The sequence below is a fragment of the Novosphingobium sp. 18050 genome (genome assembly GCF_902706195.1).
Lineage (GTDB): Bacteria > Pseudomonadota > Alphaproteobacteria > Sphingomonadales > Sphingomonadaceae > Novosphingobium.
Map to the genome: position 1 here is coordinate 22,255 of NZ_CACSJO010000031.1, position 22,922 is coordinate 45,176.

The window sequence follows — 22,922 nt, forward strand, 5'->3', positions numbered from 1 at the left end:
GCCAAAGGCTGTGCGATGGCTTCCCGGTGCCTGCGCTGTACTGGCGATGGGGGCGAACGGGCGATGTTTCAATTGCAAACAATGCAACTGAAATGCGTCAAAAGCATCATAGTGTCTCTAAGCGGCAGTTTTGTGACGTTTTGACCGTTATGAGGAAATTTTCGTTCATTTACACGCAAGGTTCCGGCGGGCAGGGGGCCGTCTCCCGCTGAGGGGCGGGACCAAAAAATACTGGAGTTTAGAATATGCGTATTGCACTTGTTTCGCTCGCTGCGGTTGCATCGATTGCTGCCGCCACTCCCGCTCTGGCCAACGAAGCACGCGTCGAAGCGCGTGGCGGCGTGATCTGGAACGGCAGCGACAGCGACGCAACCGCAGGTATCGCCGCCGGTTACGATTACGATCTCGGCGACACGCTTTTTGTGGGTGTCCAGGGTTCGGCCGACAAGGTGCTGACCGATAACACCCGCGTTTCGTGGGGCGCTGGCGGCCGTGTTGGCGTCAAGGTCCGTCCGGGCACCAAGGCTTATGCCCTTGCTGACTGGCAGTCCAAGAACACCCGCTACGGCAACAGCGCAGTTGGCGTTGGCGGCGGCATCCAGCAGGACGTTGGCTCGCGCTACTACCTGAAGGCCGAGTACCAGCACCTGCTGATCGGCGACAACACCCCCGACGCCGACCGCGGCCTCGTGGGCGTGGGCGTCAAGTTCTGATCGCTGCGTAAGCAGTGTAAGCCAGGAAGGGCGGTCCGGAAACGGGCCGCCCTTTCTTGTTCGTGGCGGGGGAGGGGCTGCAACGCACGGGCGTTCGCTTTGCACGTCATCGTCATCCAGCCTTCACCGGGATGACGGCGATTGTTTTAGATAGCCTCGCGCACAGCCCGGCAGAACGCTGCGATACGGTTATCATCCTTGGCGCCGGGGGCGCTCTCCACGCCTGAGGAGGTATCGACCAGCGGCGTGCCGGTCAGGCGGATCGCTTCCGCCACGTTCGCAGGGTCCAGGCCGCCGGCGAGTCCCCAGGCGATGGGCCCCTTCCAGTGCGTGATGAGGCTCCAGTCGAAGCTGAGGCCCATGCCGCCCGGCAGCGCGCCCTTGGGCGTCTTGGCGTCGAACAGGATGAGGTCCACCGCATCGGTGTAGGCCGCTGCGCGCTCCACGTCGCGGGCGCTGGCGACGGGCAGGGCCTTCCACACCGGCACGTTGAAACGGGCGCGAAGCTGGGCGGCGCGCTCGGGCGTTTCCTCGCCGTGGAGTTGGATTGCGTCGAGGCGTGCGGCGCCCATCGCATCGCCGATCGCGGCGTCGTCGGCATCGACGAATAGGCCGACGCGGCCGATTCGGCTTTCGGCCCGCGCGGAAAGCTGCGCTGCCTCGGCCGGGGTCACCGCGCGCGGGCTGCGAGGAAAGAACACCAGTCCGATATGCGAGGCGCGGCCCTTGATGGCTGCCTCCAGCGCATCGGGAGTGCTGATACCGCAGATCTTGATCGCCGCAGTGGGCATGAAAGCTCGCCTCGTATGGCGCCAAGGAGCGGCGCGCGAAGGTGCTATCTAGCGCTCCATGACAAGGCTGCAATGCCTGTTGGCTTGTGCGCCCGGGCCTTTAGATTGAGGCATCGCGGATCGAGGAGGGACATGAGTGAACAGACTGGGGCGCTATCTTATGCCGCTGACGGCGGCGGCCATGCTGGCCGGTTGCAACGTGCAGGCTTCGATCAAGGAAGCGGAGGTCGAAGTAGGACGCTTCCACCAGTCGCTGGATGCGGGCAACTGGCAGGCGCTCTGGGCCGGGGCGGACCCGGAACTGCGCAAGGCCACCAGCCGCGACCAGTTCGGCAAGCTGCTCGATGCCGTCCATCGAAAATTGGGCAAGGTGAAGTCGAGCCAGCAGGTTGGCTGGAATGCGAATGCGACCACCGGAGGCAGCTTCGTCACGGTTACGACGCAGGCCACGTTCGAGCATGGCACCGGTACGGAGCAGTTCGTCTTCCGCAAAGGCGATGCGGATAAGCTGACGCTGGTCGGCTACAATATCCAGTCGCAGGACATGATGATGAATTGAAGCCGGGCATCTGTGATGCCCGATCCCCCGCCGCCCCCTCTTGCGGGGGCTGCGCTGACCTGACGGTGGCGCCGTTTTGAAGGTCTGCGCAATCCCCGCTTGCGCAGGGACGGCGGGGTAGGGCTTTGAACCGTCGCCGTTGTTACGGCGCCAGTTCGAACTGAACCGTGACGTTGACGTTCATCTCAAGCTCGCCCGCCGCGACCGGCGCGGCGGCGGCAACGTCCATGGCCTGCTTGCGCATGTACATGGCTGGCTGCGGCGAGAATCCGCCGCTTTCGCTGATGGACACGATCCGCGCGACCCGCAGTCCCGATGCCTTGGCATAGAGGTCAGCGCGCGCACGGGCGGTCTTCATCGCCTCGACGCGCGCTTCATCCTGCGCCGCGTCGGACTGGTCGAGAGCGAAGTTCGGGCCGTTGACCTGGTTCGCGCCCGCCGCCACGAGCGCGTCGATCACCTTGCCCATGTCGGCGAGCTTGCGCTGGCGAACCGAGACGTTGTTGCTGGCCTGATAGCCGACGATCTTCTGAGGGCCATCTTCGAAATTGCCGTCGGGCAGGCGCTTGGGCTGTGCGTAGACGGGGTTTACGCTGAGATTGCTGGTCTGGACATCGCGGTCGGCGATCCCCGCACGCTTCAGCGCGGCGATCACCTGCGTCATCTGCGCCGAATTGGCCGAGAGCGCAGCGCTGGCAGTTGCGCCCTGGGTGGTCACGCCTGCGGTATAGCTGGCAAGGTCAGGGGCGCGCGTGGAGGAGCCCTGAGCGTTTACCGTCAGCAAGGTGTGTCCGGTCTCGATCGCAGGCACGGCCTGCTGGGCGAGCGCGGGGGCAGAAGGGATAATCGCAGCACCAAGGGTAGTTGCCGCAAGCAGGCTGAGGGATTTCATTATGGGTCGCACTCCATAGTTTGGTATCTCGGAGCAACGATCTGGAGGCGCGCAGGTTGCGGCGTGCTGAACGGCAGGGCGAGGCTTGGTTAAGGTAAGTGGAGTGAGGGAGTAACGGCAAAGGAACATGGGTGCCGCCTGCACGCCCAGCTTACCTTGAGTGCGAAATCGATGGGCCGCGCATGATTTCGACCCTGAAGGGGCCTGGGGCAACGGCCCCAGGTTTTCCCCTGAACCTTAGAGAGTACCCTCAATCGCCCTGGCCGCAGCCAACGGATCCTCGGCGCGGGTAATCGGCCGCCCAATTACCAAAACGCTGGCACCGGCGTCGCGGGCTTCGCGCGGAGTGACGGTGCGCTTCTGGTCGCCGATCTTGCCGTCTGAAGGGCGCAGGCCGGGAACGACGAAGTAGCCGTCCTTCCACTGCTTGTGTACGGCGCCGACTTCGTGGCCCGAGCAGACAATGCCGTCGAGCCCTGCCGAGTGGGCGAGGTCCGCCAGGCGCAGTGCCTGTGCATGGGGTTCGTCGTTGACGCCGATGGCGGCGAGATCGTCCCCATCGAGGCTGGTTAGAACGGTGACGGCGACGACCTTGCAGTTTTCCCCTGCGGCGGCCTTGGCGTCTTCCATCATGGCGCGGCCACCGGCGGCGTGGATGGTGACGATCGAGGGCTGCAACACGTGGATCGCCTGCATCGCCCCGGCAACCGTATTGGGAATGTCGTGCAGTTTGAGGTCGAGGAAGATCGGCAGCCCAAGCTTGTGCAATTCATGCACGCCGTGGTGGCCGTGGGCGCAGAAGAATTCCAGTCCCAGCTTGATCCCGCCGATATGGCCCGCAACCTTGCGCGCCAGCGCCTCTGCAGCGTCGAGGCGGGGGAGGTCGAGAGCGAGGTAGACGGGATTGTGGTTCATGACTTCGTGAGATCCGTCGGAGTTTCGAGTGAAATGGCGGGTGCGGCTTCCGGTGCCATTGATGGCACGGAGGTGGCGCGAAGCGAGTTTTCGAGGCTGGCGATACGGCGGTTCAGGCGCCAGCGTACGGCGCGCAGGTATGCCCATACCGGCAGCATGCCCAGGCCGAAGAACAGCAGGGCCACAAAGCCGACCGGCCAGTCGAAATGGATGTAGTTGCCGTTGTCGAGCGGCCAGAAGTTCACCGGCGCCCGGTTCCAGTTCATGGCGACGAACGCGACCAGGACTGCGGTGACGACGATCCACGTTATAGTGCGGATGATCTGCATTTTTCCTCCTGCTCTCCCCCGCGGAAACGCCCGATGCTAGGCGGGAAAATTCCGCAAGGGAAGGGGGCGGCGTTTTCTGCATTTAGTCCGAGGGGGCTTCGACAGGGCCGGCTTGGGCGGTGCTGCAAACGCCGCTTTAGTTTCCGCTTAGCCTGAGCCTGTCGACGCCCCCTCGGGCAAATCCGGTTTTAGCCGAACACGCGTGCGAAGATCGTGTCGACGTGCTTGAAGTGGTAGTCGAGGTTGAACTTGTCCTCGATCACTTCGATCGGCAGCGCGGCGGTCACGTCGGCGTCGGCCTTGAGCAGTTCGAGCAGGCTGAGTTCGCCGTCCGATTCCCACACCTTCATCGCGTTGCGCTGGACGAGGCGGTAGCTGTCGTCGCGGCTCAGGCCGGCCTGCGTCAGTGCCAGCAGCACGCGCTGCGAGTGGACGAGGCCGCCCATGCGGTCGAGGTTCTTCTGCATGCGCTGAGGGTAAATAAGCAGCTTGTCGATCACGCCGGTCAGGCGCCCCAGCGCGAAGTCGAGGGTGATCGTCGCATCAGGGCCGATGAAACGCTCTACCGAGGAGTGCGAAATGTCGCGCTCGTGCCAGAGTGCCACGTTCTCCATCGCCGGCACCACGGCCGAACGGACGAGGCGGGCAAGGCCGGTGAGGTTCTCGGTGAGGATCGGATTGCGCTTGTGCGGCATCGCCGACGAGCCCTTCTGGCCGGGCGAGAAATACTCTTCCGCTTCCAGGACTTCGGTACGCTGGAGGTGGCGCACTTCGATGGCAAGGCGCTCGATCGAGCTGGCGATCACGCCCAAGACGGCGAAGAACATCGCATGGCGGTCACGCGGGATGACCTGCGTGGAAACTGGCTCGATGCCCAGACCCATCTTTTCGGCGACGTATTCTTCCACGACCGGATCGACGTTGGCGAAAGTGCCGACCGCGCCCGAGATGGCGCAAGTAGCGACGTCTTCACGGGCGAGAACAAGGCGCGCGCGGTTGCGGCTGAATTCGGCATGGGCCTGCGCCAGCTTGAGGCCGAAGGTCACCGGCTCGGCGTGGATGCCGTGGCTGCGGCCGATGGTCGGGGTGTACTTGTGCTCCTGCGCGCGGCGTTCGATCGCTGCGAGCAGCGCGTCGAGGTCGGCAATGAGGATGTCGGCAGCCTTCACCAGCTGCACGTTGAGCGTGGTGTCGAGCACGTCGGAGCTGGTCATGCCCTGGTGCATGAAACGTGCTTCCGGCCCGACCTGCTGGGCGACCCAGTCGAGGAAGGCGATGACGTCGTGCTTGGTCACGGCTTCGATCGCGTCGATCGCGGCGACGTCGATCTTGGGGTTCGTTGCCCACCAGTCCCACAGCGCCTTGCCGGCGCTCGGCGGCACGGTGCCCATTTCGCCCATCTTCACGGCGGCGTGCGCTTCGATCTCGAACCAGATGCGGTAGCGCGCTTCGGGCTCCCAGATCGCGGTCATCGCGGGGCGGGAATAGCGGGGGACCATGTTCGACTCCTGTGGCTGACGCCGCTGCCGCTAGGGCGCACAGGCGCGAAAGGCAAGAGAGGAGGGCAAGCGCGGCGACAGCTGCGCAGACATGCGGATCTGAGCGTTAAGGATAAAATGCGGCGGCACGGCTGAAAGGACGGAATTTTAACGCATCCCATGCAAAGCTTTGCATAATGAGCCGTCACGAACCCGTGCAGGCCGCCCAAGGCAAACGCGATCCATGCCCAGCATCAGGCCTGTCCTAGCCCCCTTGCCAAGTGCGGTACTGTGTTTCGTTCTGTCGGCGGCGATGATCAAATATCTGAGCTTTCAGGGCAATCTTGCGTCCGCCTGGCCCGGCAATGCGGTGATCCTGGCGCAGCTGCTGGCGCGTCCACGCCGCGAATGGGGACGCTATCTGTTCGCTGCGTTCATTGCCATCGCCGCCGCCGGAGCCTTCACGCGCGGTACGCTGTCGGCGCCGGTTGGTCTTGCAGTGGCCAACGTCCTCGAGATCGCGCTCGCCGCATGGTTGCTGCGCGGCACGGTCGATGCGGACGGGCGCCTGCTGCACCACCACGCCTCGGTAGGACGCTTCGCGGTCTGTACCGGGATCGTGGCGCCGGGGTTCGGGGCGCTGCTGGGGTCGGTGATGGCATCCTTCGCATTCGACCTGCCGGTCGGCATCTCGCTGGCGACCAAATTCAGCGCCGACGCGCTGGGGCTGATGATCTTCACGCCTTTTTTCTTCGGCCTTTTCCATGGCGACTACCGCGCCATCATTCGCGCCGCCGCGCGGGCAGAGCGGTTGCAGATGCTGCTGCTCCTCGGCGCCGTGCTGGCGGTGAGCCTCGCCGTATTCGGGCAGAATCGCTATCCGCTGCTGTTCCTGCCGATGGTGCCGCTGATGCTGGTCGCGTTCCGGCTTGGCTGGGAGGGCACCAGTCTTGGTGTGATGCTGGTGGCGGTAACGGGCGGCGTCGCGACGTTCTACGGGCATGGTCCGGTCAGCCTTTCGGCCGGCGACATGGCGTTGAAGCTGGCCTTCCTGCAATTTTACCTTGCCACCGTGTTGTTGCTTATGATGCCAGTTGCCGCCGCGCTTGCTGCGCGTCGCGACCTGATTGAGCGGCTCAGCGAAAGCGAACGCTCGCTCGGGCTGCTGGCTGACCGCTCCGCCATCGTCCTGCTGCGTTTTTCGGCCGAGGGCGCCTGCACCCGCGTGGTGGGCGACGTGAAGACGCTCGTCGGCGAACAGGCCGACCGGCTGCTCGGTGCCCATGTCGGTGAACTTGATCCGCCGCTGGGCGAGGCCCTTTTCGGCGCCCACTTGCGCGCCGACACCAGCGAACGCCCGGTCATGATAGAGGTAGAGCGCCCCGGCGGCGTCTGGATCGAGGCGACCTTCCGCGCCGAGCGTGACGAGCACGGCATCATGACCGGCTCGGTGGCGACACTCGTCGACGTGACCGCGCGCAAGGCCCGCGAAGGCGAGCTTTCCCGCCGGGCCGAGACGGACGAACTGACCGGCCTTTCCAACCGAGCAGGCTTCCTGCGCCGGTTCGAGGCGGCCCTTGCCGATCCTCCGGCCGATGGGCTGAGCATCGCGCTGATCGACGTCGACCGCTTCAAATCTCTGAACGATGAACTCGGCCATGTCGCCGGTGACGCCGCGCTGGCCGAAATCGGTCGCCGGATTGCCGTGAACCTGAGGGCTACCGATCTTGTCGCGCGACTGGGCGGGGATGAATTCGTAGTGATGCTGGGCACTGCCGACGCCGAAGTCGCGCAGGAAATCTGCCGGCGGATGGTGGAGAGCGTTTCGGCCGCGCCGGTCGCTCTGCCGCTGGGCGGAGAGGCTGCGGCGCGGATCAGCTGCGGTCTGGTCCACCGCACGCCGGGGCAGGGTGGCATCGACCTGCTCAACCGCGCCGACATGGCACTCTACGCCGCCAAACGCGGCGGCCGCAACCAGCTGATCGCCGCTTAGCTTAGGTCAGGGGCCACACGAATTCGATTCCCACTTCGCCGCTATTCCCGCCGAGCGTGTCGAAGCTGCGTTCGATGATCGTGCCCCGTCCCTGCCGATCTACCGCGATCACCGTGCTGCACCGCGTGCCGTACGTTTCGTTTCGGATGAAGACTGGGGCGAAGCGCGGTTCGGGGCCGAATTCAGGGAGCGCGGGGTTTGGCGCCGGCTTCTCGTCGCGCAGTGCGGCCAGCAGCGGCTCGAAATCCGTCTCGCCGCGCGCGCACCAGTCGGTGATTGCCTGCCCCACCTGCAGCGTCTTAGGCCATGGCACATCAAAGCCGCCGTTCGACAGCCCGTGAATGCCGGGGGAAAGCGTGCGCGTTTCCACCTCCGGGTAGTTGGTAAGGAACGAGGCGCGGCCGCCATCTGCAAGAATGAGGTTGAACGGGTTCATCCGCGCCATCTCGCCGCCCAGTTCACCGGGCGACGTTCCGACGAGAAGGTCGGTGACCAGTTTGCCGCGTGACGGGCGGCCGGGCTGCGCGCCCTCGGGAACGCGGTAGTTGGTGACGAGCGCGAACCGTGAACCTTCGCCGCCTTGGGCCTCGGTCACGCCTAGCCACGTCCCGCCGCCGGTGAGGTCTGTGCCGGCGATGATCCCGGATCCATCCTCCCAACGCGCCAGCGGTGCAGAGGGACGGGCGTGAAATTCGTCGCGGTTGCCGATGGCGACGAGCAGCCAGTCGGGATGGGTATCCCAGGCGATGGCGGCGACGCACATCTCAGATCAGCCCCTTGGCCTTGAGGCTGACGTGGCCTTCACGCCCGATTACGACATGGTCGTGCACGCTTACGCCGAGCAGGCGTCCGGCTTCGGCGATGCGGTTGGTGATCTCGATGTCTGCGCGGCTGGGCTGGGGAGAGCCGGATGGGTGGTTGTGAACCAGGATCAGCGCCGCCGCGCCCAGATCCAGTGCGCGGCGGATAACCTCGCGCGGGTGGATCGCCGCTTCGTCGATGGAGCCTTCGCCGACAAGATCGTCGAGGATCAGCATATTGCGGGTATTGAGATAGAGCACACGCACCCGCTCCACCGTGAGGTGGGCCATATCGATCGTCAGATAGTCGATCAGGGCCTGCCATGATCCGATCACCGGGGCCTCGCGCACTTTCTGGCGGGCCATGCGGGTGGCCGCCACGGTGACGATGCGCAGCGCCGCAGCGGTCGCCTCGCCCATGCCGGGATGGGCGGCCAGCGTGCGCGAGTCGGTCTGCAGAACGCCGGCGAGCGAGCCGAAGCGCTGCAGCAGGGTGCGCGCCAGCGGCTTCATGTCGCGGCGGGGAACGGCCTGCATCAACAGGAGTTCAATGACCTCGTGATCGCCCAATGCCTCCGCCCCGCCTTCGAGCAGCCGCTTGCGCAGCCGCCCGCGATGACCGCTCGGATCGTTTCCGGCCCCGGAAGGTGCAGCGGGGCCTGCGTGGGCCAAAGCGCCGGCGGCGTCATCGAAGAGTGGGGGTTGATCGGGCATAGTGCGTACAAACAATTGCCTTTCCTGCGTGTCCAGCGCAAGTGATGGAGCGGATGTCGCAAGAGCAGGACCATTCCCCCGAAAACCATGACGCCGTGACTGGGGAAGGCCCCGGCGGCGCGAGCGGTGGTGTACGCCTGGACCCGAGGCTGATGGGTCCGTTGCGCTGGCTGCGTAAATGGCGAGGGCCGATTCTCGTCTTCGAGGGCCTGTTGCTGCTGTCGCTGGGCGGCGCGTGGCTCGCGCGCAAGGAGATCGCGGACAATCTCATCGAAAGCCAGCTCGATTCGCTGGGCTTGTCCGCGCGCTACGAAATAGTCAGCATCGGTCCGGCCGAGCAGGTGATACGCAACCTTTCCATCGGCGATCCAACGCGGCCCGATCTTACGGTTCAGGAATTGCGCATCGCCACGCGGTTGTCGTGGGGGCTGCCGGGGATCGGGCGGATCACCGCGATCAAGCCGCGGCTTTACGGTTCGTACCGGGGCGGCCGGCTCAGTTTCGGCAGTCTCGATAAAGTCTTGTTCTCGGGCAAGGCCGGGCCATTCACGATGCCTGATCTCGATCTGGGGGTGGTCGACGGCCGCGCATTGCTGGACAGCGACCATGGCCGCGTCGGCGTGAAGCTGGCGGGCGAGGGCGCGCTAAGGGGCGGTTTCGCGGGTGAGATCGCCGCGCTGTCCCCCGGCATCGAGGTGAACGGATGTAAGGCCGGGCGCACCACGCTTTACGGCAAGCTCACTACTTCAGCCGCGAAACCACGATTCGTCGGGCCGGTGCGGATGGACGGACTGGCCTGTCCCGGCCAGGCGCTGCAACTGGCGAAAGCGGGCCTGCAACTCGACCTGACGCTGGACGAGGCGCTTGAAGGGGGCGAGGGCAGCCTCGGCATCGCCACTGGCCGGGGTCGCTACGGTGCGCAAAAGATCGCCGGACTTTCGGGCAAGGGCCGAGTGACCTATCGCAAGAACGCTCTCAACGCGACCTACCGGATAACCGCGCGCGGGCTCGAAACGCCGCAGGCCCGCCTTGCCAGCGTCGTATTCGACGGGCGGGCCCGCTCCACCGGCGGTATTGCGCGGTTCGATGTCGAGGGTGACCTGACCGGCCGGGGCGTCGCGTTGGGCGATACCGTCGAGCGCGCGCTGCTCTCCGCGCAGAAATCCGCCGCCGGTACGCTGGGTGAGCCGATCGCGGCGCAAGTGCGCAGTGCGCTGGCCCGCGAGATGCGCGGCAGCACGCTCGATGCCAACCTCATCGTGCGCAATTCGCAGGACGGCCTCAGCCTCGTCGTCACGCGCGGTTCGCTGAGCGGTGGCAGCGGAGCTTCGCTGCTCGCCTTGTCGCGCCTGCAGGCGATGTTCGGCAAAGGCGCTCCGCACGTCACGGGCAATTTCGCGACCGGGGGGCAGGGGCTGCCGCAGGTCTGGGGCCGTATGGAGACGGCGGACAATGGCCGCCTGACGATGCAGGTGGCGATGCCAGATTACCGTGCCGGTTCGGCCAAGGTCGGCGTGCCGCGCCTCTCGCTGGTGCAGGACCGCGATGGTGCGCTCGGTTTCAGCGGACAGGTCCTGCTGAGCGGTGCCTTGCCGGGGGGCAGTACCCGCAACATGCTGCTGCCGCTCGACGGGCACTGGGGTGCCGACGGTAAACTGGCCGTATGGCGGGGCTGTAGCGACGTTTCCTTCGATGCCCTCAGCTTCTCTAGCCTGACCATCGACAAGCGGCGTCTGACGTTGTGCCCCTCGCGCGGTGGAGCGATCGTACAGGGCCCTCCCGAAAATCTGACGATTGCCGCAGGCGTAACCTCGCTCAACCTTTCCGGGCGGCTGGGCGAAACGCCGATCCGCATCGCCAGCGGTCCGATCGGTTTCGCGATGGGCGGCGCGGGCAATCTCACGAACGGTGGCGTAATCAAGGCCGGTGCGATCAAGATCGCCCTCGGGCCCGAGCAGACTGCCTCGCACTTCGCGATCAGCCGTCTCGACGCGCGGCTGGGCAACGACGTTGCCGGCACCTTCGATGAGGCCGACATCGGCCTTGCCGCCGTCCCGCTCGACATGAGGCAGGCGGCGGGCACCTGGCGCTACGGGGACGGCGTTCTCCAGATCGAAGGAGGGCGCTTCACGCTGGTCGACCGCCAGCCGGTAGCCCGGTTCCAGCCGCTGGTGGCGCGCGATGCGACGCTGCGCCTCGTGGACAACCGCATTACCGCACAGGCCCTGCTGCGCGAGCCGACCACCGACCGTGAGGTCGTGCGCGCAGCCATCGCCCACGACCTGTCGAACGCTGCCGGCCACGCCGACCTTGCGGTGAACGGTATCACTTTCGACGAGCGGCTTCAGGTCGACATGCTCTCGGGCATGTTGCTGGGCGTCGTGTCGGGACTGAAGGGGCAGGTCCACGGCACCGGGCGGATCGACTGGACTGCCAAGGGGGTGACCAGCCACGGCCGCTTCGCCACCGATGGCGTCGATTTCGCCGCGGCCCTGGGGCCGGTGCAGGGATTGTCGGGCGAGGTGGTCTTCACTGACCTCCTCGGCATGGTCACCGCGCCCGGCCAAACGGTCCACATCGCCTCGGCCAATCCCGGCGTCGAGGTGACCGACGGCACGCTCTCCTATGAAGTGAAGCCGGGTTACTATCTGCAGATCAATGGTGCGCAGTGGCCCTTCATGGAAGGCACGCTCAACCTCGATCCCGCGCACATGCAGATCGGTGCGGCCGAGACGCGCTACTATACTTTGCGCGTCATCGGCCTGAACGCCGCTACGTTCGTGCAGCATCTCGAGATGGAAAACATCAGCGCCACCGGCACCTTCGATGGCGAGATGCCGCTGATCTTCGATGAGAATGGCGGGCGGATCGAGAACGGCTTCCTGCGCTCGCGCATGCCGGGCGGCAATGTCTCGTATAATGGCGCTCTGACCTACAAGGATCTCTCGGCGATGGGCAACTTTGCCTTCGCGGCGCTGAGGTCGGTCAACTACAAGGACATGGAGATCGGGCTGGCCGGTTCGCTCTCGGGCGAAATCCTGACGCGGATCAGTTTCGATGGGCTCAGCCAGGGGCAGAATGCCAGCAGGAACTTTATAACCAAGCAGATCGCAAAGCTGCCGATCCGTTTCGTGGTGAACCTCAAGGCGCCGTTCTTCAGCCTGTTCGGCTCTATGCGCTCGCTGTACGATCCCGCTTTCGTGACCGATCCGCGAATGTTGGGCCTGCTCGATGCTGAAGGCAAGCGCCGCGAATCGGCGCCGGATGCAACCGTCATCCCGCCTGTCATCCCCCCGGCACCTCCGCCCACCGCCATTCAGCCTCCAGTCAGCGAGAAAAAGCCATGACGTCGTGTGAATTGACCGGAAGCGTTCCGGCTGCAAGAAACCCGGCGATGAATGACGGGCATGAGATTATCGAGCAGTTGGCAGGCACAGGGTTCGGAAGGCGCGCCGTTCGCGCTGCAAGGGTGGCCGCGATGACGGTGGCGGTTTCGGGAGCGTTCGGGCTCGGCGGGTGCATACAGGTTGCAGCGCCCGACAAGCCGATCGTCATCGAACTGAACATCAACATCAGGCAGGAAGTGGTCTACCGGCTTGCCGCCGATGCGGCCAAGACCGTGGATGAGAACAAGGGTATATTCTGATGAAGAGGATCCGTTTTTCCGGCGCTGTTGTCGCCGCGGTTCTCATGGTTTCCGGTGTTTCCGCAGCCCATGCCGATGGCCGCAGCCCGGCCTACACCGCCGCGCGCGCAGCCGGGCAGGTGGGCGAGCAGAACGATGGCTATCTGGGCGTGGTGGGCAGTCAGGGCGCCGATATCGCCGCGATGGTGCGTGACCTCAACAACCAGCGCCGTGCGGTCTACACCGGCGCTGCGGCGGGTAAGAGTACGATCCAGGAATTTGCCTTCACCACTGGCTGTAAACTGATCCGCGACACCAAGGCGGGCGAGAAATACCAGGGCCTCGACGGTTCGTGGAAGACACGCGGCAGCGGCGCACCCGAACTCGATCCGCGGTGCCCCTGAGCCGGTCCCGCAGCGGCGATGAATAAAAGTACTGCGCCGGGCAGCGAAAGCGTTTTTCGCGGCTGGTGATCAAACAAGAAAAGGTCGGAGGCGTTCGCGCTTTTCCGGCCTTTTTCGCAGGCTTTCGCCGTGTATCGTGGATGCGGTATTGGCACGGCCGGACCGCTCTGTTCTTGGTCTCGCGCGTTTCTAGGGCGTGGGCGCTGTCAACAACGCGCGATGCGGTGGGCCGCCCCCGGTTGACTCGGGAAAAGCCCCACCCTAAGGGGGCGGCGCTCTTGGCGGGCAGCCGTCGTTTGCGTCTTGCGTTCCTGTTGTCATAATGAGGAGCCTGACATGACCGACGAGCCACCTGTCCGAGACCCTGTGGGGGAGGATGCGCGCATCGATTCGCTTGACGAAAGGCTGAAGGCCCTTCGTGAGCGGGAAGAGGAACGCAACCGACCGAAGGCCGGTGCGGAAACCGATGCGAGCTATCGCCTTGGAAATCGCGTCCTTTCGGAACTGCTGGGGGGTCTTGCGGGCGGGCTGTTCCTGGGGTGGTTGATTGACCACTTCGCTGGTACGTCCCCCTGGGGTCTGATGGTGATGCTGTTCGTTGGAATTGGTATCGCCTTCAGGAACATAATCCGGATTACGAACCGGCGCCCGGACTGACCCGATTCAGGGGGAAGGAAGGGGCGCTGTCGTTCATTGGCGACAGGGAAACTCGCGTGGCAGCCGAAGCGAAGCTCGACCCGATGCACCAGTTCCAGCTCGAAAAGCTGGCGGGCGCGGACTGGAACATTGCCGGTTACAACGTCGCTTTCACCAATAGCGCGCTGTGGATGGCCATCGCGACGCTTGCGTTGATCGTCTTCGTTGCTGGCGGCATGAAGCGCGCGGTCGTGCCTGGCCGCTGGCAGATGGCGGTGGAAACCTTCACTGGCTTCATCGACGGCATGCTGGCCGCTAACGTCGGCAAGAACGGCAAGAAGTACGTTCCGTACATCTTCTCGCTGTTCATGTTCATCCTGTTTGCGAACTTCCTCGGCCTGATGCCGCTGGGCGTCGTGGGCGTGCACGCTTTCACCTTCACCAGCCACTTCTCGGCGACCGGTGTTCTGGCAGTGCTGTCCTTCGCGATCGTGCTCATCGTCGGCTTCTCGAAGCACGGCTTCCACTTCTTCTCGCTGTTCGTGCCGCACGGCACACCGGTTGGCATGATCCCGATCATCTTCGTGGTCGAGCTGATCTCGTTCCTGGTGCGCCCGTTCAGCCTTGGCCTGCGACTGTTCGTCGCGATGATGGCCGGCCACGTCCTGCTTGAGGTGCTTTCGAGCTTCGTCATCAGCGGCGGCAACAACGGCCCGATCATGTTCGTGATCGCCGGTGTTCCCAGCTTCGTCCTGATGGTCGGCATCTGCGCTCTCGAGCTGCTGGTCGCCGGTATCCAGGCCTACGTTTTCGCTCTTCTCACTTGCGTCTATCTGAACGACGCAGAGAACCTTCACTGATTTTTTCTACCACACTCGGGTTTACCAAAGGGAGTTTTTGAAATGGACGCAGAAGCTGCAAAGATGCTCGGCGCTGGCTTCGCCGCTATCGGTGCCGGCCTTGCTTCTATCGGCGTGGGCAACGTCTTCGCGAAGTTCCTCGAAGGCGCGCTGCGCAATCCGGGCGCCGCTGACGCCCAGCAGGGTCGCCTGTTCATCGGCTTCGCCGGTGCAGAGCTTCTTGGCCTGCTTTCGTTCGTCATTGCCGCGCTGCTGATCTTCGCCTGATCTCAGCGCCTGACCGGATTGGCTCCGGCCCTCTTTCACCCTTTGGTGAGAGGGCCGGGACTTTCCTGGTCCAAGATTTTTTCACGGCAACCTCGAGACAGGGCTGACTCATGCCTCAGATCGCACAGCTAGGCGAGTTCTACTCCAGCCAGATTTTCTGGCTGCTGATCTTCTTCGGTATCACCTTCTTCGTCGTCGGACGGGGTATGGTTCCGAAGGTGATGGACACCGTCGCGAGCCGCGACAAGCAGATCGCCGACGACCTCAAGGCTGCCGAAAGCGCACGTGCTCAGGCAGACGCGGAAGAAGCCGCATGGCGCACCCGTGAAAACGCCAACCGCGCTCAGGCGCAGGGGCTTATCGCGGACGCACGTGGACAGGCCGCCGCCGCCGCCGCGCAGCGTCTCGCTGTCGCCCAGGCAGGTATCGACGCCACGATCGTCGGGGCTGAAACCCGTATCGCCGATGCGCGCCGCTTGGCCGCCGACGAGATCGAGACCGTCGCTGCCGATGCCACCCGCGAGATCGTTAGCCGCATTGCCGGCCTCTCGCTTGACGATGCTGCCGTGCGCGGCGCGGTGAAGGAGAACCTGGTCCATGGCTGAAACCTCCGCGCCTGACGCCAACGCCGCCGTCGAACATGGCCTCGCTCACGAGGGTGCCGAGCTGACGGGTGCGCAGACCGCGCATACCGCCACGGCCGAGCATCATGCCGAACCGCTGTTCCTGGGCTTCGCGCCTCCGGTCGCGGTCGTCAGCGCCTCGATGATCGTCCTGCTTGCCATCCTGGTCTGGAAGGGCGCGCCCAAGATGATCACCGGCGGGCTGGACTCCAAGATCGCCGAGATCAAGGCCCAGCTTGCAGAAGCAAAGACCCTGCGCGCCGAGGCGGAAGCCTTGCGCAAGGAATACGCGGACAAGATCGCCGGCGCCGAAAAGGACGCCGCGGCCATGCTCGACCATGCCCGTCACGAAGCCGAGGCGATTATCGCCAAGGCTGAGAAGGACACTGTCGAAGTGGTCGCCCGCCGCGAGAAGATGGCACAGGACAAGATCGGCGCTGCCGAACTCGCCGCTGTCACCGGCTTGCGCAACCAGGCTGCCGCTGCCGCTGCTGCGGCCGCCAAGGCCCTGATTGCCGCCAACCACTCGGCGGACGCGGACAAGGTACTGGTCGATCAGGCCATCGCCGGAATTTGATCCTGGCCCACAGGGGCAAGTAAAATAGGCCTCCGTCCTTTCAGGACGGGGGCTTTTTTGCGTCCGGGCAGGGGCGACGAAGGGCGGGACGAAAACTCGGAGTTTGACGCCGCGCAGACAGGCTATAGGCTTCACTTCCAGAAAAGAAGGAGAGGCTCATCATGTTCGTGAAGTTCACCGGCACCGACCGTACCCCTACCGCGATCAATGCAGCACAGGTCACTTTCGTTTCGCAAGTCGATGCCGGCACCCGCGTTCGTTTCGGCGAAGGCCGTGCGGTTACCGTCATCGAGCCGCTGGAAGACGTGATGGAGCGCCTCAACCGGACATTGTCGTTCCCGGATACCTGAGGCGCAGTTCGCTCCTCCCCTCGCTTGGCGATGGGGAGGGGGTTTCCCCCCTCCGTGACCAGCTTCGTCGGCGCCGCTTGCCCATTTTTGCTTTGTGACACTGAGGACGAGTAAGTGTTTAGAAGCTGTCCTTCGCGTTTCTGAGGGCGGCAAAGGTCTCCACCGCGTTGCCGCCGCCCCAGCGTGCCTGCATCATCGGATCGTCGGCCCGGAGGAATGGGTTGGTCGCCAGTTCACGTTTCAGCTTGGCCGGGACGGTAGGCAGGCTCTTGTCGCGGCGGCGGGTTATTTCCTCGGCATAGGTCCGCAACTCGGCATTGTCCGGGTCGGCGTGGAGCGCGAAGCGGGCGTTCGAGGCGGTGTATTCGTGCGCGCAGTAGATCATCGTTGCGCCAGGCAGGGCTTTGAGCCGCTCGAGGGAGGCCCAGAACTGCTCCGGGGTGCCTTCGAACATGCGTCCGCAGCCCAGCGCGAATAGCGAATCGCCCACGAACGCGGTGGACGCGCCGGGCAGATGGTATGCGATATGGCCGTTGGTATGGCCGCCCACGTCGATCACGAAAGCCTGCCGATCACCGATGGAAGCGACGTCGCCTTGGCCTACCGTGCGGTCGACGGCCTCGATCTTCGCGGCATCACCTACCGGGGCAGTCACGCGGCAACCCGTCGCCGCCTTGATGGCGGCATTACCGCCCGCATGGTCCGGGTGCCAGTGGGTGTTCCAGATCTGCGTGATCTGCCAGCCCTTGTGAGCCGCCTGGCGCAGGTATTCGTCGGCATCCGGCGTGTCGATACACACGGTCTCGCCGCTCTCGCTGTCGTGGAGCAGGTAGCCGTAGTTATCGGACAGGCAGGGGAACTGGTGGATTTCAAGCATTGTGACCTCTCCTTGCGCGGCGGAGATGTAAGCATTCATGCGTCGTCGGGGAAGGGCAGGTTGAGTTGCCAGCTCACACCGTGGACGTCGCTCAGCCATGTGAACATCGCGCTGAATTCGTAGGCCTCGAGGGGCATCATCACCTTGCCGTCGGCGCCCAGCACCTTTGCTGCGTGGCGAAGCTGATCTTCGTCGTCGCAGTCGATGAAGATCGAGGTTGAGGGGGTGAAGGTGAAACCGTGGGGGATGTCGCTGTCCAGCACATGCCACTGCGTGCCGCCGAGGGTGAAGTGGGCGCGGGCGATCTTGCCTTCGAATTCGCCGGCCCCGTGGTGGTCGAGCGCTGTCACCTCGAGGTGATCGGGAAAGGCGCGCTTCCATAGCATGAGCGCATCCTGTGCGTCGCCCTGGAACATCAGGAAGGGGGTGGCGTGCATGGGGGTGGCTCCGTCGTCGCTGTGCCTGGATCAGACAAAGCGGCGGGGGCAGGGATGTTCCATTTCTGCCCGGAGCAGACAGAATAGCAAAAGCCCGCCCGGATCGCTCCGGACGGGCCTTGCTTTTGTTCAACCTGCGGCCTTGGCCGAGGTCGAAGCTATCAGCGGTTCTTGAGCGCTTCGCCCAGGATGTCGCCGAGCGATGCGCCCGAGTCGGACGAACCGTACTGCTCCACTGCTTCCTTCTCTTCGGCCAGCTGGCGGGCCTTGACCGAGAAGTTCGGCTTCTTGGAACGGTCGAAACCGGTAACCATTGCGTCGAGCTTCTGGCCGACCTGGAAACGGTCGGGGCGCTGCTCGTCGCGGTCGCGGCCGAGGTCCGAACGCTTGATGAAGCCAGTCGCGCCATCGTCGCCAGCCTGGACTTCCAGGCCGCCGTCGCGGACTTCGAGGATGGTCACGGTGGTGACCTGGCCACGGCGCAGGCCGCCTTCGGCGCCCGATGCAGCAACGCCGCCAGCTGCCGGAGCACCGCGCTCGAGCTGCTTCATGCCGAGGCTGATGCGCTCCTTCTCGACGTCGACGTCGAGAACCACGGCCGAAACCTCTTCACCCTTGCGGTGCAGAGCCAGCGCGTCTTCACCCGAGATGCCCCAGGCGATGTCCGACATGTGGACCATGCCGTCGACGTCGCCGTCGAGGCCGATGAACAGGCCGAATTCAGTGGCGTTCTTGACTTCGCCCTCAACCTGCGAACCAACGGGGTGCTTCTCGGCGAAGGCTTCCCAGGGGTTCTGCTGAGCCTGCTTGAGGCCGAGGCTGATGCGACGCTTGTCGCTGTCGACCTCGAGAACCATGACTTCGACTTCCTGCGAGGTCGAAACGATCTTGCCCGGGTGGACGTTCTTCTTGGTCCAGGACATTTCCGAAACGTGGACCAGGCCCTCGATCCCGGCTTCCAGCTCCACGAAGGCGCCGTATTCGGTGATGTTGGTGACAGTGCCCGACAGCTTGGCGCCGACCGGGTACTTGACGGCTGCGCCTTCCCAGGGATCGCTTTCCAGCTGCTTCATGCCGAGGCTGATGCGCTGGGTTTCCGAGTTGATGCGGATGATCTGCACCTTCACGGTATCGCCGATGGCGATGACTTCGCTCGGGTGGTTGACGCGCTTGTAGCTCATGTCGGTGACATGGAGCAGGCCGTCGATGCCGCCGAGGTCAACGAACGCACCGTAGTCGGTGATGTTCTTGACGACGCCGTCGATGACCTGGCCTTCGCTCAGCTTGTCGATCAGCTCGCTGCGCTGCTCGGCGCGGGTCTCTTCGAGGACGGCGCGGCGCGATACGACGATGTTGCCACGGCGACGGTCCATCTTGAGGATCTGGAAGGGCTGCGGCACATCCATGAGCGGGGTGACGTCGCGCACGGGGCGGATGTCGACCTGCGAACCGGGAAGGAACGCAACGGCGCCGTCGAGGTCGACGGTGAAGCCGCCCTTGACGCGGCCGAAGATCACGCCTTCGACGCGCTTGCCTTCACCGAATTCGTTCTCGAGCTTGTCCCAGGCGGCTTCGCGGCGTGCGCGGTCGCGCGACAGCATCGCTTCGCCGTCGGCGTTCTCGACGCGGTCGACGTAAACTTCGACTTCGTCACCGACCTTCAGGCCGTGGTCGTCTTCACCACGTGCGAATTCGCGCAGCGAAACGCGGCCTTCGCTCTTGAGGCCCACGTCGATGACGGCCTTGTCGTTCTCGATGGCAGTGATGGTGCCCTTGACGACACGTCCTTCGAAACCGTCGTCGGCAGCGCCGCCGAACTGGTCATCGAGCATTTTCGCGAAATCGTCGCGAGTCGGATTGGCAACAGAGGCCATGTAACCCATTTCCTTCGTTCGATTTTCCGGCCTGGCGGTTGGATCCGCCGGTCTTTTCTCCATGGTCCGCACCATGCGGGCCAGGGGCCAAAGGGGCCGTACTGCCGCGGCGGCCGGATGCCGGTCGCGGCGTCCCGGCGATTCTCGCGAACTTTTGGGACCGGCGGCGCTTAGGCCCGGGGGTGCGGAAATGCAAGGGAAATGGCGGGCGCGGGGGCGGCGAGGGACATCCGGCCCCTACTATACAGCGCGGCCTCATCGTGCCCCACCATCAAGGGCTCGTGGACGGAACCTGCGCTGAGAGAAACTGTTCGAGAAGGGGTGGCGCCAGCGTGATTAGCCCGATCAATGCAGCAGCGGTCGACGCGACCAGAACGGCGCTGGCTGCGAGGTCCTTTATGCGCCCGATGGCAGGGTCGAAATCGGGCGTGATGTGGTCGCAGATGTCTTCGATCGCGGTATTAAACGCTTCGGCCAGCCAGACCATGGCGATGGCCAGTGTCAGCCACCGCCAGTCGGCCGCGGAAACGCGCAGCATCAATCCGGCGGCTACGACGACCAGCGACGCTGCAAGATGCAGCCGGGCATTGTGTTCACCCTGCACCAAGGAGCGCAGCCCACGGCCAGCAAAGACGAAGCTCTTCAGCCGCGCCGTCACACTGAAGCGAGGCTTGGACGCAGACACTTCAAGGGGAGCTGGCATAGGAGATCACCTTCAAAGATTCGTCGGGTTCAGCGCTGCTTCTTCGTCAGTGTCGCGGTGAAATCGGGGTCCTTCTTCGCCACCCAGTCGACGAACTTGCGCACGTTGGGATTGTCGAGCAGCCCCTCCACATTCATTCCGTGGCGCTGCAGTTCGGAATTGGTGAAGTTGGCGATCAGCGTCTGCTGGCAGATGGGGTGCATGGGGACGGTATCGCGGCCGCCCCGGCTTTTGGGTACGGGATGGTGCCAGACGATGATCTTGCCGGTGGGGCGGCTACAGAGCCAGCAGGGCACTACCTCTGCAGGCGCCTCTTCCTCGCTCTGCACGTCGTCATAGGGGCCATGTTTCGGATGCTTGCGGGCCATGTTTGTACCTGGGTTGGCTGGAGTTGGGCTGCTCACCTATAGCGATGAGGCGGGCATTACCACTCCGGGCCGGGCAAAGGACGTGCGCGGCGAATGGCGCACGCCGCTAAGATCAGGTCCGCCTGACGGCTTACCATTCTCAGCCTTGCGCCGGCGCGCGCTGTTCTTCGACGATCCGAATCGCCTCGGCCACGGCCTGATCCCGGTCGAGGTCGGAGGTGTCCAGCACCACGGCACCTTGGGCCACTACCAGAGGGGCGTCCTTGCGGGAGCGGTCGCGCTCGTCGCGGGCAGCGAGGTCGGCGGCGATGGCTTCCAGCGTGATGTCGCGGCCGTGGCTTTGCATCTCGGCGAAGCGGCGGTGCGCGCGCGCCTGTGTGCTGGCGGTGACGAATAGCTTTGCGGTGGCATCAGGGGCGATGACGGTGGCGATGTCGCGCCCGTCGAGCACGGCGCCGCCGGCCCGCGTCGCGAAGGCGCGCTGGCGGTCGTAGAGTGCGCGGCGCACCGCCGGGTGGACCGAGACGCGGCTCGCCAGCCCGCCGGTTTCCTCGGAGCGCAGTTCGGGGTCGAGCAGCAGGCTTTCCGGGAACGCGCAGGCGGCGAGTGCCGCCGCCGGGTCTTCTAGGTTGCCGCCGTCCAGCACGCACTGGCGGCCCACCGCGCGGTACAGCAGGCCGGTGTCGAGGTGGGGTACGCCAAAATGTGCGGCAAGGGCGCGGGCGATGGTGCCCTTGCCCGAGGCGGTAGGCCCGTCGACGGCAATGATGAGCGAAGTCGGGGTCATGCGCTCAGTTTTTCCAGCATCGCCTCGAAGACGGGGAAGCTTGTGGCAATCGGGCGGGTGTCGTCGACCTCCACCCCGGCGCGGCTCGCAATCCCGGCGATCGCCATGGACATGGCGATGCGGTGGTCGAGGTGCGTAGCGATTGCGCCTTCGCTGCCGGGCAGGGGCTTGCCTCCGGTGCCCGTGATGACGAGGCCGTCCGCGTGTTCCTCGACCTTCGCGCCGGCCGCGGTGAGGGCGGCGGCCATCACCGAGATACGGTCCGATTCCTTGACGCGCAGTTCGTCGAGGCCGGTGGTGGTGGTGACACCCTCGGCCAGCGCAGCGGCTACAAAGAGGGCGGGGAACTCGTCGACCATGCTCGGCACTACGGCGGGGTCGACATCGATGCCCTTGAGTGCGGAGTGGCGCACCAGCAGGTCCGCAACCGGCTCGCCGCCGACTTCGCGCGGGTTAACTTCCTCGATGACGCCGCCCATCAGGCGCAGCACTTCGATGATCCCGGCGCGGGTGGGGTTGAGGCCGACGTTCTCGATCAGCACTTCGCTGCCGGGCACGACGAGCGCGGCGACGATGAAGAAGGCCGCCGAGGACGGGTCACCGGGAACCACGATAGTCTGCGGCTTCAGTTCGGCCTCGCCCTTGATCGAGATGACGCGGGCGCCTTCGGCATCGGTTTCGACCGTCAGCTCGGCGCCGAAGCCGCGCAGCATGCGTTCGGAGTGGTCGCGGGTGGGCACCGGCTCGATGACAGTGGTGATGCCCGGCGTATTGAGACCGGCCAGCAGGATAGCGCTCTTTACTTGGGCCGAGGCGACCGGCAGCCGGTAGGTAATCGGCACGGCGGGCGAGGCGCCCTTCAGGATGAGGGGAAGACGCCCGCCTTCACTGGTCTCGAAGCTCGCGCCCATGCTGGAGAGCGGATCTGTCACCCGGCCCATTGGGCGCTTCGACAGCGAGGCGTCGCCGGTGAAGGTGGCGGTGATCGGATGGCTCGCGACGAGGCCCATCAGCAGGCGGGTCGATGTGCCCGAATTGCCCATGTCGAGCGGGGTCTCGGGCTGGAGCAGGGCGCCCACGCCGACGCCGTTGATGACCCATTCGCCGGTTTCGAGCCGTTCCACCGACGCGCCCATTGCCCGCATCGCAGCGGCAGTGGCCAGCACGTCCTCGCCTTCGAGCAGGCCGGTTACTCGCGTCTCGCCTACGGCCAGCGCGCCGAGCATGATCGAGCGGTGGCTGATGGACTTGTCGCCCGGCACCCGGATACGTCCCTTGAGAGGCCCGACGGGCAGGAAACGGCGGGGGCGCATCGAGGCGGTATCATGGCTCACAGTATCGGGCCTTTCC

26 protein-coding genes are annotated in these 22,922 nt (G+C 64.9%); 12 read left to right on the forward strand and 14 right to left on the reverse strand.

Features of this window, described 5'->3' with window-relative positions:
- The first annotated feature begins 245 nt into the window (after positions 1-245).
- Complete coding sequence (locus GVL61_RS21160; protein ID WP_159982642.1) at positions 246-713, forward strand: outer membrane protein; 468 nt, start codon at positions 246-248, stop codon at positions 711-713.
- 146 nt (positions 714-859) lie between these two features.
- Here GVL61_RS21160 and GVL61_RS21165 read toward each other — a convergent pair whose 3' ends face one another.
- On the reverse strand, positions 860-1,504 hold the full coding sequence (locus GVL61_RS21165) for a phosphoribosylanthranilate isomerase (protein WP_159982644.1): 645 nt from the start codon (positions 1,502-1,504) through the stop codon (positions 860-862).
- A gap of 136 nt (positions 1,505-1,640) precedes the next feature.
- On the opposite strand from GVL61_RS21165, the gene GVL61_RS21170 reads away from it, so the two are divergent.
- Positions 1,641-2,063 (forward strand): DUF4019 domain-containing protein, encoded by a 423-nt coding sequence (locus GVL61_RS21170; protein WP_159982646.1) that lies wholly within the window; start codon positions 1,641-1,643, stop codon positions 2,061-2,063.
- Positions 2,064-2,205: 142 nt separating this feature from the next.
- On the opposite strand, the gene GVL61_RS21175 is transcribed toward GVL61_RS21170, so the two are convergent.
- From GVL61_RS21175 to purB, 4 genes are all read right to left on the reverse strand, one after another.
- Positions 2,206-2,955 (reverse strand): SIMPL domain-containing protein, encoded by a 750-nt coding sequence (locus GVL61_RS21175; RefSeq protein WP_159982648.1) that lies wholly within the window; start codon positions 2,953-2,955, stop codon positions 2,206-2,208.
- Positions 2,956-3,192: 237 nt separating this feature from the next.
- A complete protein-coding gene (pyrF, locus tag GVL61_RS21180) occupies positions 3,193-3,870 on the reverse strand; it encodes an orotidine-5'-phosphate decarboxylase (RefSeq protein WP_159982650.1) in 678 nt (225 codons plus the stop codon).
- Entirely contained in the window at positions 3,867-4,199 is a 333-nt protein-coding gene (locus GVL61_RS21185) for a LapA family protein (protein ID WP_159982652.1), read from the reverse strand. Before GVL61_RS21185 ends, pyrF begins: the two co-directional genes overlap by 4 nt.
- 188 nt (positions 4,200-4,387) lie before the next feature.
- Positions 4,388-5,698 (reverse strand): adenylosuccinate lyase, encoded by a 1,311-nt coding sequence (gene purB, locus GVL61_RS21190; RefSeq protein WP_159982654.1) that lies wholly within the window; start codon positions 5,696-5,698, stop codon positions 4,388-4,390.
- A gap of 223 nt (positions 5,699-5,921) precedes the next feature.
- Here purB and GVL61_RS21195 point away from each other — a divergent pair, with 223 nt between their 5' ends.
- Positions 5,922-7,670: a sensor domain-containing diguanylate cyclase gene (locus GVL61_RS21195; RefSeq protein ID WP_255456519.1), complete on the forward strand. Its 1,749-nt coding sequence runs from the start codon at positions 5,922-5,924 to the stop codon at positions 7,668-7,670.
- A gap of 1 nt (position 7,671) precedes the next feature.
- Here the strand turns inward: GVL61_RS21195 and GVL61_RS21200 are convergent, their stop codons facing one another.
- Together GVL61_RS21200 and radC are read right to left on the reverse strand one after the other, a co-directional pair.
- Positions 7,672-8,433: an NRDE family protein gene (locus GVL61_RS21200; protein WP_159982666.1), complete on the reverse strand. Its 762-nt coding sequence runs from the start codon at positions 8,431-8,433 to the stop codon at positions 7,672-7,674.
- Position 8,434: 1 nt separating this feature from the next.
- Positions 8,435-9,184: a DNA repair protein RadC gene (gene radC, locus GVL61_RS21205; RefSeq protein WP_159982694.1), complete on the reverse strand. Its 750-nt coding sequence runs from the start codon at positions 9,182-9,184 to the stop codon at positions 8,435-8,437.
- A gap of 53 nt (positions 9,185-9,237) precedes the next feature.
- On the opposite strand from radC, the gene GVL61_RS21210 reads away from it, so the two are divergent.
- The 9 genes from GVL61_RS21210 (at position 9,238) to GVL61_RS21250 (ending at position 16,526) form a co-directional block, all read left to right on the forward strand.
- On the forward strand, positions 9,238-12,531 hold the full coding sequence (locus GVL61_RS21210) for a YdbH domain-containing protein (RefSeq protein ID WP_159982668.1): 3,294 nt from the start codon (positions 9,238-9,240) through the stop codon (positions 12,529-12,531).
- Positions 12,532-12,578: 47 nt separating this feature from the next.
- A complete protein-coding gene (locus GVL61_RS21215; protein WP_235037823.1) occupies positions 12,579-12,830 on the forward strand; it encodes a YnbE family lipoprotein in 252 nt (83 codons plus the stop codon).
- Positions 12,830-13,213, forward strand: a complete 384-nt coding sequence (locus GVL61_RS21220) for a YdbL family protein (RefSeq protein WP_159982672.1) — start codon at positions 12,830-12,832, stop codon at positions 13,211-13,213. Before GVL61_RS21215 ends, GVL61_RS21220 begins: the two co-directional genes overlap by 1 nt.
- Positions 13,214-13,549: 336 nt before the next feature.
- Positions 13,550-13,870, forward strand: a complete 321-nt coding sequence (locus GVL61_RS21225; RefSeq protein WP_059150633.1) for an AtpZ/AtpI family protein — start codon at positions 13,550-13,552, stop codon at positions 13,868-13,870.
- A 56-nt stretch (positions 13,871-13,926) separates the two neighbouring features.
- Complete coding sequence (locus GVL61_RS21230) at positions 13,927-14,709, forward strand: F0F1 ATP synthase subunit A (protein ID WP_159982674.1); 783 nt, start codon at positions 13,927-13,929, stop codon at positions 14,707-14,709.
- Positions 14,710-14,751: 42 nt separating this feature from the next.
- Positions 14,752-14,976, forward strand: coding sequence for a F0F1 ATP synthase subunit C (locus tag GVL61_RS21235; protein WP_007678253.1), 225 nt, complete (start codon positions 14,752-14,754; stop codon positions 14,974-14,976).
- A 110-nt stretch (positions 14,977-15,086) separates the two neighbouring features.
- A complete protein-coding gene (locus GVL61_RS21240; RefSeq protein WP_159982676.1) occupies positions 15,087-15,581 on the forward strand; it encodes an ATPase in 495 nt (164 codons plus the stop codon).
- Positions 15,574-16,176 carry a hypothetical protein gene (locus tag GVL61_RS21245; protein ID WP_159982678.1) on the forward strand — a complete coding sequence of 201 codons (603 nt, stop codon included), beginning with the start codon at positions 15,574-15,576 and terminating at the stop codon, positions 16,174-16,176. Before GVL61_RS21240 ends, GVL61_RS21245 begins: the two co-directional genes overlap by 8 nt.
- A gap of 161 nt (positions 16,177-16,337) precedes the next feature.
- The gene (locus tag GVL61_RS21250) at positions 16,338-16,526 is read left to right on the forward strand and encodes a hypothetical protein (protein ID WP_159982680.1); all 189 of its coding nucleotides are present in this window, start codon (positions 16,338-16,340) and stop codon (positions 16,524-16,526) included.
- 118 nt (positions 16,527-16,644) lie between these two features.
- On the opposite strand, the gene gloB is transcribed toward GVL61_RS21250, so the two are convergent.
- From gloB to aroA, 7 genes are all read right to left on the reverse strand, one after another.
- Positions 16,645-17,403: a hydroxyacylglutathione hydrolase gene (gene gloB, locus GVL61_RS21255; protein WP_159982682.1), complete on the reverse strand. Its 759-nt coding sequence runs from the start codon at positions 17,401-17,403 to the stop codon at positions 16,645-16,647.
- A 35-nt stretch (positions 17,404-17,438) separates the two neighbouring features.
- Positions 17,439-17,840 (reverse strand): VOC family protein, encoded by a 402-nt coding sequence (locus GVL61_RS21260; protein ID WP_159982684.1) that lies wholly within the window; start codon positions 17,838-17,840, stop codon positions 17,439-17,441.
- A 161-nt stretch (positions 17,841-18,001) separates the two neighbouring features.
- Entirely contained in the window at positions 18,002-19,714 is a 1,713-nt protein-coding gene (gene rpsA / locus GVL61_RS21265) for a 30S ribosomal protein S1 (protein ID WP_159982686.1), read from the reverse strand.
- Positions 19,715-19,985: 271 nt separating this feature from the next.
- Positions 19,986-20,417, reverse strand: a complete 432-nt coding sequence (locus GVL61_RS21270) for a diacylglycerol kinase family protein (protein WP_159982688.1) — start codon at positions 20,415-20,417, stop codon at positions 19,986-19,988.
- Between the two features lie 29 nt (positions 20,418-20,446).
- Positions 20,447-20,785 carry a hypothetical protein gene (locus GVL61_RS21275; RefSeq protein WP_159982690.1) on the reverse strand — a complete coding sequence of 113 codons (339 nt, stop codon included), beginning with the start codon at positions 20,783-20,785 and terminating at the stop codon, positions 20,447-20,449.
- 139 nt (positions 20,786-20,924) lie between these two features.
- On the reverse strand, positions 20,925-21,572 hold the full coding sequence (locus GVL61_RS21280) for a d(CMP) kinase (RefSeq protein WP_159982692.1): 648 nt from the start codon (positions 21,570-21,572) through the stop codon (positions 20,925-20,927).
- Positions 21,569-22,885, reverse strand: a complete 1,317-nt coding sequence (gene aroA, locus GVL61_RS21285; protein ID WP_159982696.1) for a 3-phosphoshikimate 1-carboxyvinyltransferase — start codon at positions 22,883-22,885, stop codon at positions 21,569-21,571. The genes GVL61_RS21280 and aroA overlap by 4 nt, the downstream gene beginning before the upstream one ends.
- Positions 22,886-22,922: the final 37 nt, after the last annotated feature.

Excerpts from the sequence above, each read along its gene's own strand:
- GVL61_RS21175 (WP_159982648.1), bottom strand. The coding sequence starts at position 2,955 with ATGAAATCCCTCAGCCTGCTTGCGGCAACTACCCTTGGTGCTGCGATT.
- GVL61_RS21260 (WP_159982684.1), bottom strand. The coding sequence starts at position 17,840 with ATGCACGCCACCCCCTTCCTGATGTTCCAGGGCGACGCACAGGATGCG.
- GVL61_RS21235 (WP_007678253.1), top strand. The coding sequence starts at position 14,752 with ATGGACGCAGAAGCTGCAAAGATGCTCGGCGCTGGCTTCGCCGCTATC.
- GVL61_RS21165 (WP_159982644.1), bottom strand. The coding sequence starts at position 1,504 with ATGCCCACTGCGGCGATCAAGATCTGCGGTATCAGCACTCCCGATGCG.
- GVL61_RS21215 (WP_235037823.1), top strand. The coding sequence starts at position 12,579 with ATGAATGACGGGCATGAGATTATCGAGCAGTTGGCAGGCACAGGGTTC.
- GVL61_RS21245 (WP_159982678.1), top strand. The coding sequence starts at position 15,574 with ATGGCTGAAACCTCCGCGCCTGACGCCAACGCCGCCGTCGAACATGGC.
- GVL61_RS21240 (WP_159982676.1), top strand. The coding sequence starts at position 15,087 with ATGCCTCAGATCGCACAGCTAGGCGAGTTCTACTCCAGCCAGATTTTC.
- GVL61_RS21160 (WP_159982642.1), top strand. The coding sequence starts at position 246 with ATGCGTATTGCACTTGTTTCGCTCGCTGCGGTTGCATCGATTGCTGCC.
- GVL61_RS21220 (WP_159982672.1), top strand. The coding sequence starts at position 12,830 with ATGAAGAGGATCCGTTTTTCCGGCGCTGTTGTCGCCGCGGTTCTCATG.
- GVL61_RS21250 (WP_159982680.1), top strand. The coding sequence starts at position 16,338 with ATGTTCGTGAAGTTCACCGGCACCGACCGTACCCCTACCGCGATCAAT.
- pyrF (WP_159982650.1), bottom strand. The coding sequence starts at position 3,870 with ATGAACCACAATCCCGTCTACCTCGCTCTCGACCTCCCCCGCCTCGAC.
- rpsA (WP_159982686.1), bottom strand. The coding sequence starts at position 19,714 with ATGGCCTCTGTTGCCAATCCGACTCGCGACGATTTCGCGAAAATGCTC.
- radC (WP_159982694.1), bottom strand. The coding sequence starts at position 9,184 with ATGCCCGATCAACCCCCACTCTTCGATGACGCCGCCGGCGCTTTGGCC.
- GVL61_RS21195 (WP_255456519.1), top strand. The coding sequence starts at position 5,922 with ATGCCCAGCATCAGGCCTGTCCTAGCCCCCTTGCCAAGTGCGGTACTG.
- aroA (WP_159982696.1), bottom strand. The coding sequence starts at position 22,885 with ATGCGCCCCCGCCGTTTCCTGCCCGTCGGGCCTCTCAAGGGACGTATC.
- GVL61_RS21280 (WP_159982692.1), bottom strand. The coding sequence starts at position 21,572 with ATGACCCCGACTTCGCTCATCATTGCCGTCGACGGGCCTACCGCCTCG.
- purB (WP_159982654.1), bottom strand. The coding sequence starts at position 5,698 with ATGGTCCCCCGCTATTCCCGCCCCGCGATGACCGCGATCTGGGAGCCC.
- GVL61_RS21210 (WP_159982668.1), top strand. The coding sequence starts at position 9,238 with ATGTCGCAAGAGCAGGACCATTCCCCCGAAAACCATGACGCCGTGACT.
- GVL61_RS21270 (WP_159982688.1), bottom strand. The coding sequence starts at position 20,417 with ATGCCAGCTCCCCTTGAAGTGTCTGCGTCCAAGCCTCGCTTCAGTGTG.
- GVL61_RS21200 (WP_159982666.1), bottom strand. The coding sequence starts at position 8,433 with ATGTGCGTCGCCGCCATCGCCTGGGATACCCATCCCGACTGGCTGCTC.
- GVL61_RS21185 (WP_159982652.1), bottom strand. The coding sequence starts at position 4,199 with ATGCAGATCATCCGCACTATAACGTGGATCGTCGTCACCGCAGTCCTG.
- GVL61_RS21275 (WP_159982690.1), bottom strand. The coding sequence starts at position 20,785 with ATGGCCCGCAAGCATCCGAAACATGGCCCCTATGACGACGTGCAGAGC.
- gloB (WP_159982682.1), bottom strand. The coding sequence starts at position 17,403 with ATGCTTGAAATCCACCAGTTCCCCTGCCTGTCCGATAACTACGGCTAC.
- GVL61_RS21225 (WP_059150633.1), top strand. The coding sequence starts at position 13,550 with ATGACCGACGAGCCACCTGTCCGAGACCCTGTGGGGGAGGATGCGCGC.